Source organism: Streptomyces sp. NBC_00273 (assembly GCF_036178145.1).
GTDB lineage: Bacteria > Actinomycetota > Actinomycetes > Streptomycetales > Streptomycetaceae > Streptomyces.
On record NZ_CP108067.1, the window covers coordinates 3,503,148 to 3,519,898 of the forward strand.

Here is a 16,751-nt window from a genome sequence, read left to right on the forward strand (position 1 = left end):
CCCGCCCACCGTGTGGATCTTGGTGGACGGTCCGGCCGTTGTGGAGAACCGCCTCACCCTTGCGGGTGAGGCGGCTCGGCCGGTGCCGGCCCTCAGCTGCCGGGCAGCTCGAGATCGCTCTTGTTGAGCTCCTCGATGTTCACGTCCTTGAAGGTCAGCACCCGCACCTGCTTCACGAAGCGGGCCGGCCGGTACATGTCCCAGACCCAGGCGTCGGCCATGGAGACCTCGAAGAACACCTCCCCCTGGACCGAATGCACCTGCATCTCGTAGTCGTTCGTGAGGTAGAAACGGCGTTCCGTCTCGATCACATACTTGAACAGCCCGACGACGTCGCGGTACTCCCGATAGAGCTTCAGCTCCATCTCGGTCTCGTACTTTTCGAGGTCCTCGGCACTCATGGCATGTTCCCCTTCAGCCGTGCGTCCCCCTATTGTGCGCCAGGCCCCTGCGCCCCTAAACGATTTCCGGGGCCAGGACCACCGGCTCACCCGGAGGACCGTCGTCGAGCAGCGTACGGAGCAGCTCGGCGAGTCTGGTCGGGTACACCGTCTCACGGGCCGCGAGAAGTTCCTCGGAGGTCCACCACCTGGCTCCGGTGACGCTGCGCCGCTCCAGCTCGGTGAGGCCGCCCATCTCGGTCTCGGTCTGGGCGGTCCGGGCGAGGAAGTACCACTCGTCCTGTTCCCAGCGCCGCCCGTCGAAGGGGAAGGAGCAGTAGCGGTGCCACAGCACCGGACCCAGCTCCACCTCCGTGATCCCGGTCTCCTCCGCCAGCTCGCGCAGTGCGGCCTGCTCCCGGCTCTCGGTCCCCTCCAGTCCGCCGCCGGGGGTGAACCACCAGTCGTCGGAGGGGTCGGCGGGTTCGAAGCCGTGCAGCAGCAGGATCCGGTCCGCCGGGTCCAGCAGGATCACCCGCGACACCTTCCGGCGGCCGTGCCCGGCCGCCGGGTCAGCGGACACCGGCCCGCTCCTGTCGCCGGCCGCGGGCGAGGACCCGGGCGACCGGCCCGTACGAGGCCCCCAGCGCCACCAGGACCGCACCGGCCAGCACCGTCACCACCTGGAGGCGCAGCGGCCCGGGCCGCGAGATCCCGCCGGGCAGGGCGGCGTACGTGGCCGGCCGCTCCAGCATCGTCACGGAGGGCCAGGCCAGGGCGTCGACGCGGGCACTGACGGCCGAACGGGGCACGGACCCCTGCCCTGCCTCCTGCAGGTGGGCCCGGGAGTCCAGGGAGGCGGCCCGCCGGTCGCCCAGCAGGAAGAGGTTGCCCTCGGGGACCGCCACCTCGAAGGGGGTCGCGGTGGGCGCGGCCTGTCCGGGCGGCATGGCCAGGCCGGTCTCCGGCTTGGTGGTGTCGGCGTACGGCTCGTCCAGCGGGGTGCCGTTGACCGTCAGCTCGCCTGCCGCGCCGCAGCACTTCACGACGTCGCCGCCGATGCCGACGACCCGCTTGACCATGGGCGAATCGCTCCACAGGGAATCGGTGAAGATGACCACGTCCCCGCGGTGCACGTCGGCGCCGTCGATGCGCTGCGCCAGCACCCGGTCCCCGGGCTTCACCGTGGGCATCATCGAGTCCGTGGGGACCATGTAGGGCCGGTAGACGACCGCCCCCCACGCGAAGCCGCCCAGGAAGAGCGCAAAGCCGATGGCCACGGCGATTCCCGACAGCACATTGCCGAGACCGCCGCGGCCATCCTTGCCACGTATTGCTTGTGTTCCGCCCATTGCAGCGCCCCCACACTCCGGGATCGTCGACCTGGGCGGCACCCTACCCGCCGGTACGGCCCCTGGTCAGCTTCTGCCTGCGCCACATGACGAGCGGGACGGCTCCCACGAGCCCCAGCGCGGCCGGGCCGAGCCCGACGGGGGCGAGCCCGGCGGCCCCGAGGCCGAGCGCGGTCGCCGCGGCCTGGTTGCCGATGCCCGGCTGGTCGAAGGTGTCCGGGACCGGCAGGGTGGCCCAGCGGGTGACCGGCCACGCGACCACCACGGCCCGCCCGACGACCTTGTCCACCGGGACGAAGCCCTTGGTGGAGTCCTGCTGGTGGTAGCGGGAGTCCTCGGAGTTCTGCCGGTGGTCACCCATGACCCAGATCTTGCCCTTGGGCACGGTGATCGGGCCGAACGGGGCGTCGTCGCAGGGGGTGTCGCCGGGGTAGATGTACGGCTCGTCCAGCTCCTTGCCGTTGACGACGACCGGTCCCCCCTTCTTGCACTCGACCGTGTCCCCGCCGATCGCGATGACCCGCTTGATCAGGTCCTTCTCGGAGGCGTCCGGCATCAGGCCGATCTTGCTGAGCACCTGCTGGAAGATGTTCGGCTCGGGAGTGGGCTGCCCCGACAGCCAGTCCGCGGGGTCGTGGAAGACGACGACCTCGCCGCGCTCCGGCTCGGAGCCGAACCACGGGGTCAGCTTGTCCACCAGCACCCGGTCACCCATCTGCAGGGTGTTCTGCATCGAGGCCGACGGGATCGAGAACGCCTGGAGCAGAAACGTCTTGATCAGCAGGGCCAGCAGCAGGGCGATGCCGATGAGGAGCGGGAGCTCCTTCCAGAAGGACCGGTGCGCATGCTCCTTGGCATCGCCGTCCTCCTCGGCCTCGCGCTCGACGGCGTCGTCCGGCCGCTCCTCGCCTTCGTCGCGTCCGGACCGTGCGCCTACCGCCACGTCCCCCACATCCACTCCTCACTCGCGATTGCCGCCCGCGCCCAACGCGGCACGGGCCCTCCCCTCCCTTAACGAGCGGGAGTTCCCTAAGGCGCGGGAGACCGAGGACACACTATGCGAATGGTGCGCCCCGACGGCGCCGTCGTCGGCCGCGCCCCTCGCGCCGCGCCTGATCGGGCACCATTCGGAAGGTCGCCGGCTGCTCGAACTTGGCCCAGTGCCCGTAGGGCCAGGCGATCACGACGGCCTGCCCGACCACCCCGCTCTCGGGGATGGTGCCCTGGAAGCCTTCGTCGAGGTGGAACCGGGAATCGGACGAGTTCGCGCGGTGATCGCCCATCACGAAGAGCCGGCCCTCCGGCACCTGCACGTCGAAGGTGATGTCCGAAGGAGTGTTGCCCGGGTTCACGTACGGCTCATCGAGGGGCGATCCGTTGACGGTGATCCGGCCCTGACCGTCACAGCACTTGACGGTGTCCCCGCCGACGCCGATGACCCGCTTGATCAGGTCCTGCTCGTCGGCCGAGGGCAGCAGGCCGATGAAGGTCAGTGCCTGCTTGATCTGCTTGACGACGATCGGGTCCTTGGGGGGACGGGCCGCCTCGCCCTTGAGCCAGCCGCCGGGGTCCTTGAACACGACGACGTCGCCGCGCTCGATCTCGGAGCCGAACCACGGCGTCAGCTTGTCCACCAGGACGCGGTCGCCGATCCGGATCGTCTGCTCCATCGAGCCCGACGGAATGAAGAACGCCTGCACCAGGAAGGTCTTCAGGAGCAGGGCGATGCAGAGCGCCACGACCACCAGCAGCGGCACCTCGCCGGCCCGGCGCGTGCGACGGCGCCGGCGCACCTTGCGTGCCGTTCGGCGCCGTTCGGCCCGGCCGCCTTCCAGCCGGCCCCCCACCAGCGGAGCCGGGGTGGGCTCCGGCTCGGGTTCGGGCTCGAAGTCCGAGTCCCATCCGCCCTTCTTCCGCCCTCGGCTACCCATGGCTGCCGCCGACGCCGTCCCAGCGCGAGAGCGGCCAACCGATCCAGTCGGCCCGCCCGATCACGTTCTCCACTGGCACCATCCCCCCGCCCGGTTCCCCCAGGTGGTCCCGGGAGTCCCGGGACTGGGAACGATGATCACCCATGACCCAGAGGGTCCCAAGCGGTACGACGATCCGGAAGGGCACCGTCGAGGGTGCGTCGCCCGGATGGAGGTACGGCTCCTCCAGCGGCACGCCGTTGACCGACACCCGCCCTGCGGCGTCGCAGCACACCACGTCGTCGCCGCCGACCCCCACGACCCGCTTCACGAAGTCGGTGTCGGACGGCTCGGCCAGCCCGAGCGCCGAGGCCGCGCCGTGCAGCACGGCGCCCACCGGATGGCCGTCGGGGCGTTCGCGCACGAACGAGCCCGTGCCGTCGAACACCACCACGTCCCCGCGCTGCGGCTGTCCGCCGAAGCGGTAGGCCAGCTTGTTGACCAGCACCCGGTCCCCGACCTGGAGCGTCGGCTCCATGGAGCGGCTCGGGATCAGGAAGGGCTGGACCACGAAATTGCTGAACAGCAGCAGGAAGACGGTGCAGATCACACCGAGCACTCCGGCGCGGCGCCAGGTGAGGGGCCGCCCACCCGCCGTCCGCCAGGTACGAGAGAACGCAAAACGCGGCCGCCCGTCCCCCTCGAGGGGGGAAGAGTGGCCGCGCTGCGTGTGAGGTGCTTCGGTGTCCATACGGGTGCGAGCCTATCCGGCCGCCCCCGGACTCCGGGAGTGACCTCAGCGGTCGCGCTTCTCCTTGATCTTCGCGGCCTTGCCGCGGAGCTCACGGAGGTAGTACAGCTTGGCACGGCGAACGTCACCGCGGGTGACGAGCTCGATCTTCTCGAAGATCGGGGAGTGGACCGGGAAGGTACGCTCCACGCCGACGCTGAAGGAGACCTTGCGCACGGTGAAGGTCTCGGAGACACCGGCGCCCTGGCGGCGGATGACTACGCCCTTGAACTGCTGGATACGGGAGCGGTTGCCCTCGATCACGCGGACGTGCACGTTGATCGTGTCACCCGGGCGGAAGGCCGGGACGTCCGAGCGGAGCGTGGCGGCGTTGACGCCATCGAGCAGGTGAGACATGTTCTTCGTCTGCTTTCTTCGCATGACGCCACAGGTCGCCAGTGCGGGTTTCCGTAGAGAATTCGGGAGCTGCGGGACCCGGCGGACGACGGTCCCCCTGTGGCAGGGGCGCCCGCGAGCACACAGCAGCCGCCTATTCTTCCACGACCCGGGCCCTGCGCCAAAATCGGCCGTCGGCGGTCGGCTGCCAGCCCAGGACGGAGAGGATCTCCCGGTCCTTCTTGTCGAAGCCGGCGGCCTCGCAGCGCTCGATCAGGTCGGGGCGGTTCTGCGCGGTCCGGCGGAAGGCTTCGTCCCGACGCCACCGGGCGATCTTCCCGTGGTGTCCGCTGAGCAGGACCTCGGGGATGTCCCGGCCGCGCCACACCGGGGGCTTGGTGTAGACGGGCCCCTCCAGCAGGTTCGCCATCTCGCCCGGCGCGAAGGAGTCGTCGCGGTGCGATTCGGCGTTGCCGAGCACCCCGGGCAGCAGCCGGGCGACGGCCTCGGTGACCACCAGCACGGCGGCCTCGCCGCCCGCCAGGACGTAGTCGCCGATGGAGACCTCGTACACCGGCATGCGCGTGGCGTACTCGTCCATGACCCGGCGGTCGATGCCCTCGTACCGGGCCGGCGTGAAGATCAGCCAGGGCCGCTCGGAGAGTTCGACGGCCAGTTCTTGGGTGAAGGGGCGGCCGCTGGGGGTGGGGACGACCATGACGGGACCGTGCGCGCCCGCCTCGTAGCCGTCGGCCAGCGCGGAGTCCAGGGCCTCGCCCCACGGCTCGGTCTTCATGACCATGCCGGGACCGCCGCCGTACGGGGTGTCGTCCACCGTGTTGTGCCGGTCGTACGTCCACTCCCGCAGGTCGTGCACGTGTACGTCGAGCTGCCCGCGGGCGCGCGCCTTGCCGACGAGGGAGACGTTCAGCGGCTCCAGGTACTCGGGGAAGATCGTGACGACGTCGAGCCGCATCAGGCGTCGTCCCCGGAATCCGTGGCGTCCTCGTCCCGGGTCGAGACGATGACGGCGTCACGCTCGTCGATCAGCCCGGGCGGCGGGGTGATGACGCAGCGCTGCTCCTCCAGGTCGATCTCGGCGACGATCTCCTCCACGAAGGGGATCATCACCTCGGAGCCGTCCGGCCGCTCGACGATGAAGAGGTCCTGCGAGGGCAGGTGGGAGATCTCGGTGATCCGGCCGATCTCGGTGCCGTCCGCCAGCACCACGTCCAGGTCCATCAGCTGGTGGTCGTAGTACTCGTCCTCCTCCTCCGGCAGCTCGGAGGGGTCCACCTCGGCGATCAGGAGGGTGTTGCGCAGCGCCTCGGCACCGGTGCGGTCCTTGACGCCCGCGAAGCGGAGCATGAGACGCCCGCTGTGCACGCGGCCGGTCTCGATCGTCAGCGGTCCCACCGTCGCGGGCTCCGTCTTGAGCACGGCGCCGGGACTCAGTCGCAGTTCCGGCTCGTCGGTGCGCACCTCGACGGTGACCTCACCCTTGATGCCGTGGGCGCGGCCGATCCGCGCGACTACCAACTCCACTGTGCTCTTCCCTTACTGCGGCGTGGTTGCTCACATCAATGGTCGCTCCTGCCCGGGGGCAGAAACGACACGGGCCGGGGCGGGCGAACAACGCCCTCCCCGGCCCGTGCCGGTGAATCAACTGCTCAGCGGACCTGGTCCACGTCGACGAGGTCGACGCGGATCCCCCGGCCGCCGATGGCGCCCACGACGGTACGCAGAGCACGCGCGGTGCGGCCGTTGCGGCCGATCACCTTGCCGAGGTCGTCGGGGTGAACCCGGACCTCGAGCACCTGCCCGCGGCGCAGGTTGCGCGAGGCGACCTGCACTTCGTCGGGGTTGTCCACAATGCCCTTTACGAGGTGCTCAAGAGCCTCCTCGAGCATGCTCAGGCCTCGGTCGACTCGGCGGCGGCGTCAGCCTCGTCCGCCTTCTTGTCGGCCTTCTTCTTCTGCGTGATGGCCTCGCCCTTGCCCTCGCCGATGCCCTCGAGGGCCTTGGCGAACTCGTCGAAGGAGCGACGCTTGCTCTCCTTCGTCGCCGGCTGCAGGAGCGGCGCGGGGGCGGGGAGACCCTTGTGGGCCTGCCAGTCACCGGTCAGCTTCAGGATGGCGAGCACAGCCTCGGTGGGCTGGGCGCCGACGGACAGCCAGTACTGCGCACGCTCGGCGTTGACCTCGATGCGCGACGGGTTGTAGGTCGGGTGGTAGATACCGATCTCTTCGATCGCGCGACCGTCCCGGCGGGTGCGGGCGTCGGCGACGACGATGCGGTAGTGCGGCTGGCGAATCTTGCCGAGGCGCTTGAGCTTGATCTTGACTGCCACTGGAGTGGTGTCTCCTGAACTTGACGTGGTTGGGCACATGAGATGCCACGTGGGGTTGCGGTACTCGGGTGCCCGATGGACGCGTCAGCCGGAGGAGAGAGGGGTCCTATGCGACTGTCGAGTACAGCTAGCCATTGTGCCATACGCCTGCGGCGCGCTCAGCCGGGCGGGTAGGACCGGCCGCCCCGGTGGGGGCGGTGGCCCGGCGCCCGCCTCGCGGGGGGCCCCGGCGCCGACGGGGGCGGCGGTCAGGAGGCCGCCGCGATGGCCACGTCGGGGATGCGGAAGGGCTTCATGCAGCCACCGCATACGATCGGCGCTTGGGCCAGCACCGAGGGGACCACCCGGACGTTGCGCCCGCAGTCACAGACGGCCTTGACCCGCACGCCGCCGCCGGAGGAGCCGTGCCGGGCGGCCGGTCCGCGGAAGCTGCGCTTGGTGTCCGCCGCGGTGGCGGCCGTGTGCGCCTTCAGCGCGCGCTGCAGCCGCTCGATGGTGGGACGGTAGCGCCGCTTCGCCTCCGGATTGAGCGTGACCAGGGAGAAGCCGCTGCTCGCGTGCGGCTCCTCGGAGTGGTCCAGCCCCATCTCCTCGGCGATCGCGAGGAATCTTCGGTTGTGGTAGCGGCCGGCGCGCGAGGTGTCGCGGACACCGCGGGCGGCGGCGATGCCGTGGACTGCCTCGTGCAGCAGTCGCTCGAAGGAGAGCTCGGCGCCACAGGCGGACGACGACTCTCCGATCAGGGACTCGGGCGCGGCAAGGTCAGGCAGCTCGGGGTGGTACCGCTGAATATCGGCCCACGCCTGCGCCAGCTCTGCGGCGAGAACAGGTGGTGTCGTGCTCACGTCGTGACAACGAGCCGAGGTGCCCGGGTGTTCCGATTCCGGGCCATTCCAAATTTTTTGCACGTACCAGTCAGTTCACTCTGATGCGTCCTGACGAGGACGGGTGCGCCGATCTCAGGAGGAGTCGGTACGTAACGTCGACCACATCCTCCCGGTCGGCCGATACGAACCGGCCCCGGCGCGCGGCACGAGCCGCACGCCGGGGCACGAGAGGGCCGGTCGGCCCGGTCAGTACGAGCGCGCGACGATCGCGAGCGTACCGGGGGCGTCGTCCGCCTCCGGGACCGACCCGTCCTCGGCGATCAGGCAGCGCACGGAGACGGCCTGCTCGGCCAGCTTCGCCTCGCCCTCCGGACCGAGGTCCGCCCACGGGATCCGCGCCCAGCCACCGGCGACGGCGGCCTCGGCGGCCTCCCCGATCGTCGTGACGTCGGACGTGCGGGCCAGCCGGCGCTCGCGGGACTCGCGCAGCAGCTGCGCCTGGTCCTCGTCCAGCACCTTGGGCAGCAGGTCGGCGAGGGCGTCGATCTGCACGGGGGTCTTCCCGCCCGGGATCCGGCGGGCGAGCATCGCGGTGCCGGCCTCCAGGTCACGGGGACCGATCTCGATGCGGACCGGTACGCCCTTGAGCTCCCAGTCCACGGCGCGGCGGCCGAAGGGGGTGTCGACGCGGTCGTCGACCTGCACCCGCAGGCCGGCGGCCTTCAGCTGGGCACCCAGCTCACGGACCTTGGCCACGGCCTCGTCGCCCTTGATCGCCATGACGACGACCTGGACGTGCGCGAGGCGCGGCGGGACCCGCAGGCCGTTGTCGTCGCCGTGGGACATGATCAGGCCGCCGACCATGCGGGTCGAGACGCCCCACGAGGTCTGCCAGACGAGCTCCTGCTTGCCTTCCTTCGACAGGTACTGGGTGTTGAAGGCCTTGGCGAAGTTGGTGCCGAGCTCGTGGCTCGTGCCCAGCTGCAGGGCCTTGCCGTCGCCCATCATGCCCTCGAGGGTGAGGGTGTTGATGGCGCCGGCGAAGCGCTCCTTGGCGGTCTTGCGGCCGAGCACGACGTCGATGCCGAGCACGTTCGTCATGAAGTCGCCGTAGACGTCCGTGTGGATGCGGGCCGCGTAGTCGCGGGCGTCCTCGTAGGTGGCGTGGGCGGTGTGGCCCTCCTGCCAGAGGAACTCGCTCGTGCGGAGGAACACGCGCGGGCGCATCTCCCAGCGGACCACGTTGGCCCACTGGTTGATCAGCAGGGGCAGGTCGCGGTAGCTCTGGACCCACTTGGAGAAGTAGTCGTTGATGATCGTCTCGGACGTGGGCCGGACGACGACCGGCTCTTCCAGCTCCTTGCCGCCGCCGTGCGTGACGACCGCGAGCTCGGGCGCGAAGCCCTCGACGTGCTCGGCTTCCTTCGTCAGGTACGACTGCGGAATGAACAGCGGGAAGTACGCGTTCTGGGCGCCCGCGTCCTTGATGCGCGCGTCCATCTCCTGCTGCATCCGCTCCCACAGGCCGTAGCCGTACGGTCGGATGACCATGGTGCCTCGGACCGGACCGTTGTCGGCCAGCTCGGCCTTGTTGATCAGATCCTGGTACCAGCGGGGGAAATCCTCCGCCTGCGGGGTGAGAACGGGTGCCTTTGCCATGCCGCGAATCGTACGGCGCCCGGCACACGATGCGTGAATCGGGTGGCGCGCTCCTCTGGACGCGGGGGCGAATGGGGAGTTCTCTGGCAACGGGGGCAAGGGGGCGACACGGAATCAGGAGCGCTCTTTCGATGACACCGACGCCGACGGCCACGCTCGTCGCCCGGGACTGGGCGGAGATCCAGGAACGGATGCTCGTACCGCTGTACGAGGCGGTCTACGACCGGCTGGAGGTCGGGCCGGGCGACCGGCTGCTCGATCTGGACTGCGGGGCCGGGCTGCCCCTGCTGCTGGCGGCCGGGCGGGGAGCCGTGGCCACGGGCGTGGAGGCGGATCCGGCCCGGCGGGCGCTGGCCCGCGAGCGGCTGCTGGAGGTCCTGGCGGCTCCGCCGGAGCCGCCGGCCCCGCCCCGCCCGTACGACGCCCTGCTCGCCTTCTCCCCGGCCCCCGCGGCCCTGGCCGCGGCCCTGCCGGCGGTCCGCCGCGGAGGGGCGGTGGTCCTGGCCGACTGGGGGCCCGCGGAGCGCTGCACGGTGCCCTCGGTCCTCGGCGGCGGGCCCGCGCCGCGGGACCTGGACGCGCTGGTGGAGCGGGCCGGGCTGAGACCGGACGGTTCCGGGCGGGTGTTCTGCCCGTTCGGGTACGCGGACGTGGACAGCGCGGTGCGCGGACTGCTGTCGACGGGGCTCTACGACGCCACCGACGACGCCGACGACGACGCGGCCGATCCCGTGCTGGCGGAGAAGGAACTGGCCGAGGCGCTTCACCCGTTCGAGCGGTCCGACGGCGCCGTGTGGCTGCCGAACATCTTCCGGTACGTGATCGCCCGGGTGAACTGACGGCCGCTCCTCAGTCGGTGCCGTGCCCCTTCGTCAGCCGCGCGATGCCCGCGGCGGCGTAGGCGGCCGGTTCGTCCAGGGTCTCGTTGGCGAGGAGGGCCTGGGCCAGGGCGTCCAGCTGCGGCCGGTGGTCGCGCAGCAGGCGGCAGGCCTCCAGGTAGCACTCGTCCACGATGCGCCGCATCTCGTGGTCGACCGCATCGAGGGTGGCGGGGGCGGCGGAGAGTCCGTAGGGGCTCTGCCCGTCGGAGGGGATCGCGGTGAGGCGGCCGATCCGCTCGCTCATGCCCCAGCGGCCGACCATGCCGCGGACGATGCTGGTCACCTGCTCCAGGTCGTTCTCGGCGCCGGTGGTGATGACGTCGTAGACGACGTGCTCGGCCGCCATGCCGCCGAGCGCGCCGATGATGCGGCCGCGCAGGTACGGCTCGGTGTAGGCGTACCGGTCCGCGTCCGGGGTGGAGAGGGTGACGCCCAGCGCGCGGCCCCGGGGCACGATCGTGATCTTGCGGACCGGGTCGGCGCCCGGTTGGAGCATGCCCAGCAGGGCGTGGCCGCTCTCGTGGTAGGCGGTGCGGCGGCGCTCCTCCTCCGGCATGACCAGCGGCCTCTCGGCGCCGAGCTGGACCTTCTCCAGGGCGTCCGACAGGTCTGCCCCGGTCACCTGCGTCTGCTGGCGTTTGACGGCCAGCAGCGCGGCCTCGTTCGCCAGGTTGGCCAGGTCCGCTCCGGTCATCCCGGGGGTGGTACGGGCCACGTGTGCCAGGTCGACGCCGTCGGCGAGCGGGATGTCCCGGGTGTGGATGCGCAGGATGGCCTCGCGGCCGGCCCGGTCGGGCGGGGAGACGACCACCATGCGGTCGAAGCGGCCGGGGCGGGTGAGGGCCGGGTCCAGCACGTCCGCGCGGTTGGTGGCCGCGAGGACGATCACGCCCTCCGATCCGGAGAAGCCGTCCATCTCGGTGAGGATCTGGTTGAGGGTCTGCTCGCGTTCGTCGTGGCCGCCCATGGCACTGCCGCCGCCGCGGGCCCGTCCGATGGTGTCGATCTCGTCGATGAAGATGATCGCGGGAGCCACCTTGCGCGCCTCGGTGAACAGTTCGCGCACCCGGGAGGCGCCGACCCCGACGATCATTTCGATGAACTCGGAGGCGGAGGCGGAGAAGAAGGGCACCCCGGCCTCGCCCGCGACCGCGCGCGCCAGCAGGGTCTTGCCGGTGCCGGGCGGGCCGGAGAGCAGGACCCCGCCGGGCATCCGGGCGCCCATCTTCCGGTACGCCTGCGGGTTCTTGAGGAAGTCGACGACGTCGTTGAGCTCCCCCTCGACCTCGTCGATGCCCGCCACGTCCTCGAAGGTGGTGCGGCGGGCACCCGTCTCCAGCTCGACCGGCTTGGGCGGGGCCTTGCGGCCCAGCGCGCCCGTGCCGCCCATCCCGGAACCCATCCGGCGGGCGATGACCACCCACAGGAGGACCAGCAGCAGCATCGGGGCGAGGGAGAGCAGCAGGTTCGCGAGGAAGCTGCGCTGCACGACGACCGGGGAGGCCGTGACGGTCACGTTCTGCTTGGTGAGGTCGGCCCACAGCGCGTCGTCGGCGAAGGCGGGGCGCTGGGTGACGAATTTCGTGTAGTCGCCCTTGTCGCCGTCGGGCAGCGGCTGCTTGGCCTTGAGCTCGCCCTGAATGGCGTCGCCCTTGGAGTAGATCTTCTCGACGTTGCCCGCGGCGACCTGCTTGCTGAACTCGGTGTACGAGATGGTCGGCTCGTCCCCCTCGTTGAAGAAGGACAGCACGAGGTTGGCCAGCAGGTAGACGATCAGCGCGGTGAGGATCAGCCCCCGCCAGCCGCCGGGCATCCTCCGCTTCGGCGGAGCGGCGGGCGGTGCGCCTTCCGACCGCCAGGGGGTGTCGGCCCTGTCGCGGGGAGGTACGGGGGCGGGGCTGGGCACGGGGCGTCTCCTTCTGCCATCCTCCCGGCCGACCATAAGGGATAAATCGGGCCGTCGCCCCGGCGGAGGAACAGGAGGGCCCCGACCGTGCGAACACGGCCGGGGCCCTCCTCACCCACGTGCGCGGGTGCTACTTCATGAACTTCTTGAACTCGTCCGGAAGGTCGAAGTCCCCGCCGCCCTGGCCGCCCGCCGGAAGGCCGAAGGGGTTGCCGCCGGCCGCGGGCTCGATCGCCTGCGGGCCCTGCTCCCGGCGGGCCGCGGCTGCGGCCTCCTCTTCCTTGCGCTTCATCGGGTTGCCGCTCTTGCGCTTGCCCTTGGCCTGCTTGACCTGCTTCTTCTGCCGGCCGGGGCCGCCACCCATCCCGGGCATGCCGGGCATGCCCGGCATGCCGCCGCCCTGGGCCATGCGGGACATCATCTTGCGGGCGTCGAAGAACCGCTCGACCAGCGACTTGACCGCGCTGACCTCGGCGCCGGAACCCTTGGCGATACGGGCACGGCGCGAGCCGTTGATGATCGTCGGGTCGTGGCGCTCGGCCGGGGTCATCGACTTGATGATCGCGGCCATGCGGTCGACGTCACGCTCGTCGATGTTGTTGATCTGGTCCTTGATCTGGCCCATGCCGGGCAGCATGCCGAGCAGCTTGGAGATGGAGCCCATCTTGCGGACCTGCTCCATCTGGGCCAGGAAGTCGTCGAGCGTGAACTCCTTGGGACCCTTGGCGAGCTTGGCCGCCATCTTCTCGGCCTCGGCCTGCGAGAAGGTCTTCTCGGCCTGCTCGATGAGGGTGAGCATGTCACCCATGTCGAGGATCCGGCCCGCCATGCGGTCGGGGTGGAACGCGTCGAACTCGTCGAGCTTCTCGCCGTTCGAGGCGAACATGATCTGCTTGCCGGTGACGTGCGCGATGGAGAGCGCGGCACCGCCTCGGGCGTCACCGTCGAGCTTGGAGAGCACGACGCCGTCGAAGCCGACGCCGTCGCGGAAGGCCTCGGCGGTGTTGACCGCGTCCTGGCCGATCATGGCGTCGACGACGAAGAGGATCTCGTCGGGGCTGACGGCGTCGCGGATGTCCGCGGCCTGCTGCATCAGCTCGGCGTCGATGCCGAGGCGGCCGGCGGTGTCGACGATGACGATGTCGTACTGCTTGGTCCGCGCGTACTCGACGGAGTCCTTCGCGACCTGGACCGGGTCGCCGACGCCGTTGCCCGGCTGGGGCGCGTACACGGCCACGCCGGCGCGCTCGGCGACGACGCTCAGCTGGTTGACGGCGTTGGGGCGCTGGAGGTCGCACGCGACCAGCAGCGGGGCGTGGCCCTGCCCCTTCAGCCAGAGGCCGAGCTTTCCGGCGAGGGTGGTCTTACCGGCACCCTGGAGACCGGCCAGCATGATCACGGTGGGGGCGGTCTTGGCGAAGCGCAGCCGCCGGGTCTCGCCGCCGAGGATCGTGACGAGCTCGTCGTTGACGATCTTCAGGACCTGCTGGCCCGGGTTCAGGGCCTTGCTGACCTCTTCACCGCGCGCGCGTTCCTTGACGTTCGCGATGAAGGAGCGGACGACGGGCAGGGCGACGTCGGCCTCGAGGAGAGCGATACGGATTTCCCGGGCCGCTGCGTCGATGTCAGCCTCGGACAGCCGGCCTTTGCCGCGCAGGCCCTTGAAGGTATTCGCCAAGCGGTCGGAGAGCGTATCGAACACGGTGGTCGCGATTCCTCGGGTCGGGGGCGTTGTGGTCGTCCCCCAGGGTATCGGGCCCTTCCCCCATCCGGGGACCTGCCTGCTCCTGGTGCGGGTCTGCCGCTGCGCGGAGCTTCTCCCCGCCCCGCCCTTTCGCCGTTTCCCCGGGCTCCGCTCCGGACCCCGCGCCTTGAACGCCGGCGGGGCTGGATCTTCCAGCCCCGCCGGCGTTCGAGGCGCCCCATCCGGCTACGCCAGGGCCGACGCCACCAGGCCGGCCAGGGCCGTCGCCTCCGTGGGGTCGAGGGGCTTGCCCTCGGGGGTGGTCACGTACAGCGTGTCCACCGCGTTCGCGCCCAGCGTGGAGACGTGTGCGCTGCGGACCCTGACCCCCTGGGACTCCAGCGCCCGGCCGATCCGGTGCAGCAGGCCCACGGCGTCCGGCGCTCGCACCTCCAGGACCGTGGCGAGGGAGGACACGTCCGGGACGACCGTGACCCGGGGCGGCGGCGGGACCACCCCGCGCCGGCGCGGATAGGCCGCCTCGCGGTCGGCCAGCTTCGCCGGGACGTCCAGCGAGCCGTCCAGGGCGCGGACCAGGTCGGTACGGAGCCGGGCGGCCTGCGGCAGCGCGCCGTACTCCGCCGCCACCCGCCAGCGCAGCACCAGGACCTCGCCCAGCCGGTCCGGGAGCTCCATGGAGCGCAGGTCGGCCGCCCGCACCGTGAGCCGGTGCAGGGCCAGGACCCCGGCCACCGCCGGAAGGACCCCCGGCTGGTCGGGGACGGCGACGACGAGGTCCACGCCGACCGCGTCGCCCTCCTGACGGGCCTGGAGCGCCAGGACCGGCTCCCCGGTGCGCAGGGCCTCCACCGCCAGGCGTTCCTGTTCGGTGGTCGGGATCTCCGGCTCTCCGGCTGCCGGGGTCGTGCCGCGCAGTACGGCGGCGACCCGCGCGACGAGGTCCGCCACGAGTGATCCCCGCCACGCGCTCCACGCCGCCGGCCCGGTGGCCAGGGCGTCCGCCTCGGTCAGGGCGTGCAGTATCTCCAGCGTTCCCACCGAGCCCACGGCGTCGGCGACCGTGCGGACCGTGGCCGGGTCGTCCAGGTCGCGCCGGGTGGCGGTGTCGATCAGCAGCAGGTGGTGCCGTACGAGCGCCCCGAGCACGACGACGTCGTGCGGGTCGAAGCCGACGCGGGCGGCGACGTCGCGGGCGATGGTCTCGCCGGCCACCGAGTGGTCTCCCGGCCAGCCCTTGCCGATGTCGTGCAGGAGCGCGGCCATCAGCAGCAGGTCGGGGCGGCCGACCCGGCGGGTGAGGGCGGAAGCCCGCACCGCCGTCTCGATCAGGTGCCGGTCCACCGTCCAGGTGTGGACGGGGTTGCGCTGGGGGCGGCAGCGCACCCGCTCCCAGTCCGGGAGCAGCCGGGTGATCAGCCCCTCGGCCTCCAGGGCCTCCCACACGGCCACCGTAGGCTCCCCCGCCCCCAGCAGGGTCAGCAGCTGCTCGCGGGCCTCGGCCGGCCAGGGCACCGGGAGCGGTTTTCCCTGTGCCGCGAGCCTGCGCACGGCGTGCAGGGAGACGGGCAGGCCCGCCTGCGCGGCGGCCGCGGCGAACCGCAGGGCGAGTACGGGATCGCGGTCGGGGCGCGCGGCCAGGGCCAGTACGGCCTCGCCGTCGGACTCCACCACGCCTTCGGCCAGGGGGGCCCGCGCGGCGGCCCGGTCCCCGCGGGTGCCGAGCAGTCCGCGCAGCCTGGGCCGGGCGGCGCGCGCCCGCAGGACGCGTCCGACCTCCCGCCAGGTGACGTCCGCGGCGTAGGCGACGACGCGCGCGGCCTCGTACACCTCGCGCAGCAGCGCGTCCGCGTCGAGGAGTCCGAGCTGGGCCGCGACCTGGTCCTGTTCCTGGAGGGAGAGCCGGTCGGTGGCCCGGCCGGTGACCAGGTGCAGGGCGTCCCGGGCGTCCAGGAGCCGGCGCCGGGCCTCGGCGAGGCCCTCGCGCGGGGCGTCGGCCAGCCAGGACGCGGCGACCGCCCGCAGCGCGGTGACGTCGCGCAGGCCCCCGCGGGCCTCCTTGAGGTCGGGTTCGAGCAGGAAGCGCAGTTCTCCGGCCCGCTCGGCCCGCTCGCGGCACAGGGAGTCCAGTTCCGGGAGCCTCTTGGCCGCCTGGTTGCGCCAGTCGGCCAGTACGGAGGTGCGCAGGCCGGCGAGGAGTCCGGCGTCACCGGCGACGGTGCGGGCGTCCAGCAGGCCGAGGTGCACCTTGAGGTCCTCGGCAGCGGTGCGGCGGGCCTCGCCGGGGGTCCGTACCGAGTGGTCGAGGGCGAGGCCGAGGTCCCAGACCGGGTACCAGATGCGGTCGGCCAGCGCGCCCAGCGCCCGCGGCTCGGCCTTGCCGTCGTGCAGCAGCACCAGGTCGAGGTCGCTGCGCGGGGAGAGTTCGGCGCGCCCGTAGCCGCCGACGGCCACCAGCGTGGCACCGCGGACGCCCGTCTCCCGTACGGCGGTCGTGAACAGGTCGTTCAGCCATGCGTCGGTCAGCCCGGCCAGGGCGGAACGGCGCGAAGGCCCGGACTGCGACTCCTCCTGGAGGAGTCGCAGCCGGGCCGCGGCGTATCCGCTGGCTCCCGAGTCGGCCGTGTGGTCCGTGTTCTCTTCGACGCTCGTCACCCG

17 protein-coding genes are annotated in these 16,751 nt (G+C 71.6%); 1 reads left to right on the forward strand and 16 read right to left on the reverse strand.

The window, feature by feature from the left end:
* Positions 1–92: 92 nt before the first annotated feature.
* The 13 genes from OG386_RS14610 to proS form a co-directional block, all read right to left on the reverse strand.
* The gene (locus OG386_RS14610) at positions 93–401 is read right to left on the reverse strand and encodes a DUF2469 domain-containing protein (RefSeq protein ID WP_005311352.1); all 309 of its coding nucleotides are present in this window, start codon (positions 399–401) and stop codon (positions 93–95) included.
* 55 nt (positions 402–456) lie between these two features.
* Positions 457–963, reverse strand: a complete 507-nt coding sequence (locus OG386_RS14615; RefSeq protein ID WP_328788538.1) for an NUDIX hydrolase — start codon at positions 961–963, stop codon at positions 457–459.
* The gene (gene lepB, locus OG386_RS14620; protein WP_328788539.1) at positions 953–1,732 is read right to left on the reverse strand and encodes a signal peptidase I; all 780 of its coding nucleotides are present in this window, start codon (positions 1,730–1,732) and stop codon (positions 953–955) included. Before lepB (OG386_RS14620) ends, OG386_RS14615 begins: the two co-directional genes overlap by 11 nt.
* A gap of 43 nt (positions 1,733–1,775) precedes the next feature.
* Positions 1,776–2,675 (reverse strand): signal peptidase I, encoded by a 900-nt coding sequence (gene lepB / locus OG386_RS14625; RefSeq protein WP_328788540.1) that lies wholly within the window; start codon positions 2,673–2,675, stop codon positions 1,776–1,778.
* A 112-nt stretch (positions 2,676–2,787) separates the two neighbouring features.
* The gene (lepB, locus tag OG386_RS14630; RefSeq protein WP_328788541.1) at positions 2,788–3,663 is read right to left on the reverse strand and encodes a signal peptidase I; all 876 of its coding nucleotides are present in this window, start codon (positions 3,661–3,663) and stop codon (positions 2,788–2,790) included.
* Positions 3,656–4,393 carry a signal peptidase I gene (gene lepB, locus OG386_RS14635; protein ID WP_328788542.1) on the reverse strand — a complete coding sequence of 246 codons (738 nt, stop codon included), beginning with the start codon at positions 4,391–4,393 and terminating at the stop codon, positions 3,656–3,658. Before lepB (OG386_RS14635) ends, lepB (OG386_RS14630) begins: the two co-directional genes overlap by 8 nt.
* 45 nt (positions 4,394–4,438) lie before the next feature.
* Positions 4,439–4,789, reverse strand: coding sequence for a 50S ribosomal protein L19 (gene rplS, locus OG386_RS14640; protein ID WP_030011886.1), 351 nt, complete (start codon positions 4,787–4,789; stop codon positions 4,439–4,441).
* Positions 4,790–4,922: 133 nt separating this feature from the next.
* The gene (gene trmD / locus OG386_RS14645; RefSeq protein ID WP_328788543.1) at positions 4,923–5,744 is read right to left on the reverse strand and encodes a tRNA (guanosine(37)-N1)-methyltransferase TrmD; all 822 of its coding nucleotides are present in this window, start codon (positions 5,742–5,744) and stop codon (positions 4,923–4,925) included.
* On the reverse strand, positions 5,744–6,313 hold the full coding sequence (rimM, locus tag OG386_RS14650) for a ribosome maturation factor RimM (RefSeq protein ID WP_328788544.1): 570 nt from the start codon (positions 6,311–6,313) through the stop codon (positions 5,744–5,746). Before rimM ends, trmD begins: the two co-directional genes overlap by 1 nt.
* Before the next feature lie 125 nt (positions 6,314–6,438).
* A complete protein-coding gene (locus OG386_RS14655) occupies positions 6,439–6,678 on the reverse strand; it encodes an RNA-binding protein (RefSeq protein ID WP_030011889.1) in 240 nt (79 codons plus the stop codon).
* 2 nt (positions 6,679–6,680) lie between these two features.
* Positions 6,681–7,118: a 30S ribosomal protein S16 gene (rpsP, locus tag OG386_RS14660; protein ID WP_266605403.1), complete on the reverse strand. Its 438-nt coding sequence runs from the start codon at positions 7,116–7,118 to the stop codon at positions 6,681–6,683.
* A 248-nt stretch (positions 7,119–7,366) separates the two neighbouring features.
* Positions 7,367–7,963, reverse strand: coding sequence for a hypothetical protein (locus tag OG386_RS14665; protein WP_030012572.1), 597 nt, complete (start codon positions 7,961–7,963; stop codon positions 7,367–7,369).
* Positions 7,964–8,191: 228 nt separating this feature from the next.
* Positions 8,192–9,604, reverse strand: a complete 1,413-nt coding sequence (proS, locus tag OG386_RS14670; protein ID WP_266605399.1) for a proline--tRNA ligase — start codon at positions 9,602–9,604, stop codon at positions 8,192–8,194.
* Between the two features lie 131 nt (positions 9,605–9,735).
* On the opposite strand from proS, the gene OG386_RS14675 reads away from it, so the two are divergent.
* Complete coding sequence (locus OG386_RS14675; protein ID WP_328788545.1) at positions 9,736–10,443, forward strand: SAM-dependent methyltransferase; 708 nt, start codon at positions 9,736–9,738, stop codon at positions 10,441–10,443.
* 10 nt (positions 10,444–10,453) lie between these two features.
* Here OG386_RS14675 and ftsH read toward each other — a convergent pair whose 3' ends face one another.
* From ftsH to OG386_RS14690, 3 genes are all read right to left on the reverse strand, one after another.
* Positions 10,454–12,427, reverse strand: coding sequence for an ATP-dependent zinc metalloprotease FtsH (gene ftsH / locus OG386_RS14680; protein ID WP_443053171.1), 1,974 nt, complete (start codon positions 12,425–12,427; stop codon positions 10,454–10,456).
* A 94-nt stretch (positions 12,428–12,521) separates the two neighbouring features.
* The gene (ffh, locus tag OG386_RS14685) at positions 12,522–14,093 is read right to left on the reverse strand and encodes a signal recognition particle protein (RefSeq protein ID WP_328788547.1); all 1,572 of its coding nucleotides are present in this window, start codon (positions 14,091–14,093) and stop codon (positions 12,522–12,524) included.
* A gap of 228 nt (positions 14,094–14,321) precedes the next feature.
* The gene (locus OG386_RS14690) at positions 14,322–16,748 is read right to left on the reverse strand and encodes a [protein-PII] uridylyltransferase (RefSeq protein WP_328788548.1); all 2,427 of its coding nucleotides are present in this window, start codon (positions 16,746–16,748) and stop codon (positions 14,322–14,324) included.
* Between the last annotated feature and the right edge of the window lie 3 nt (positions 16,749–16,751).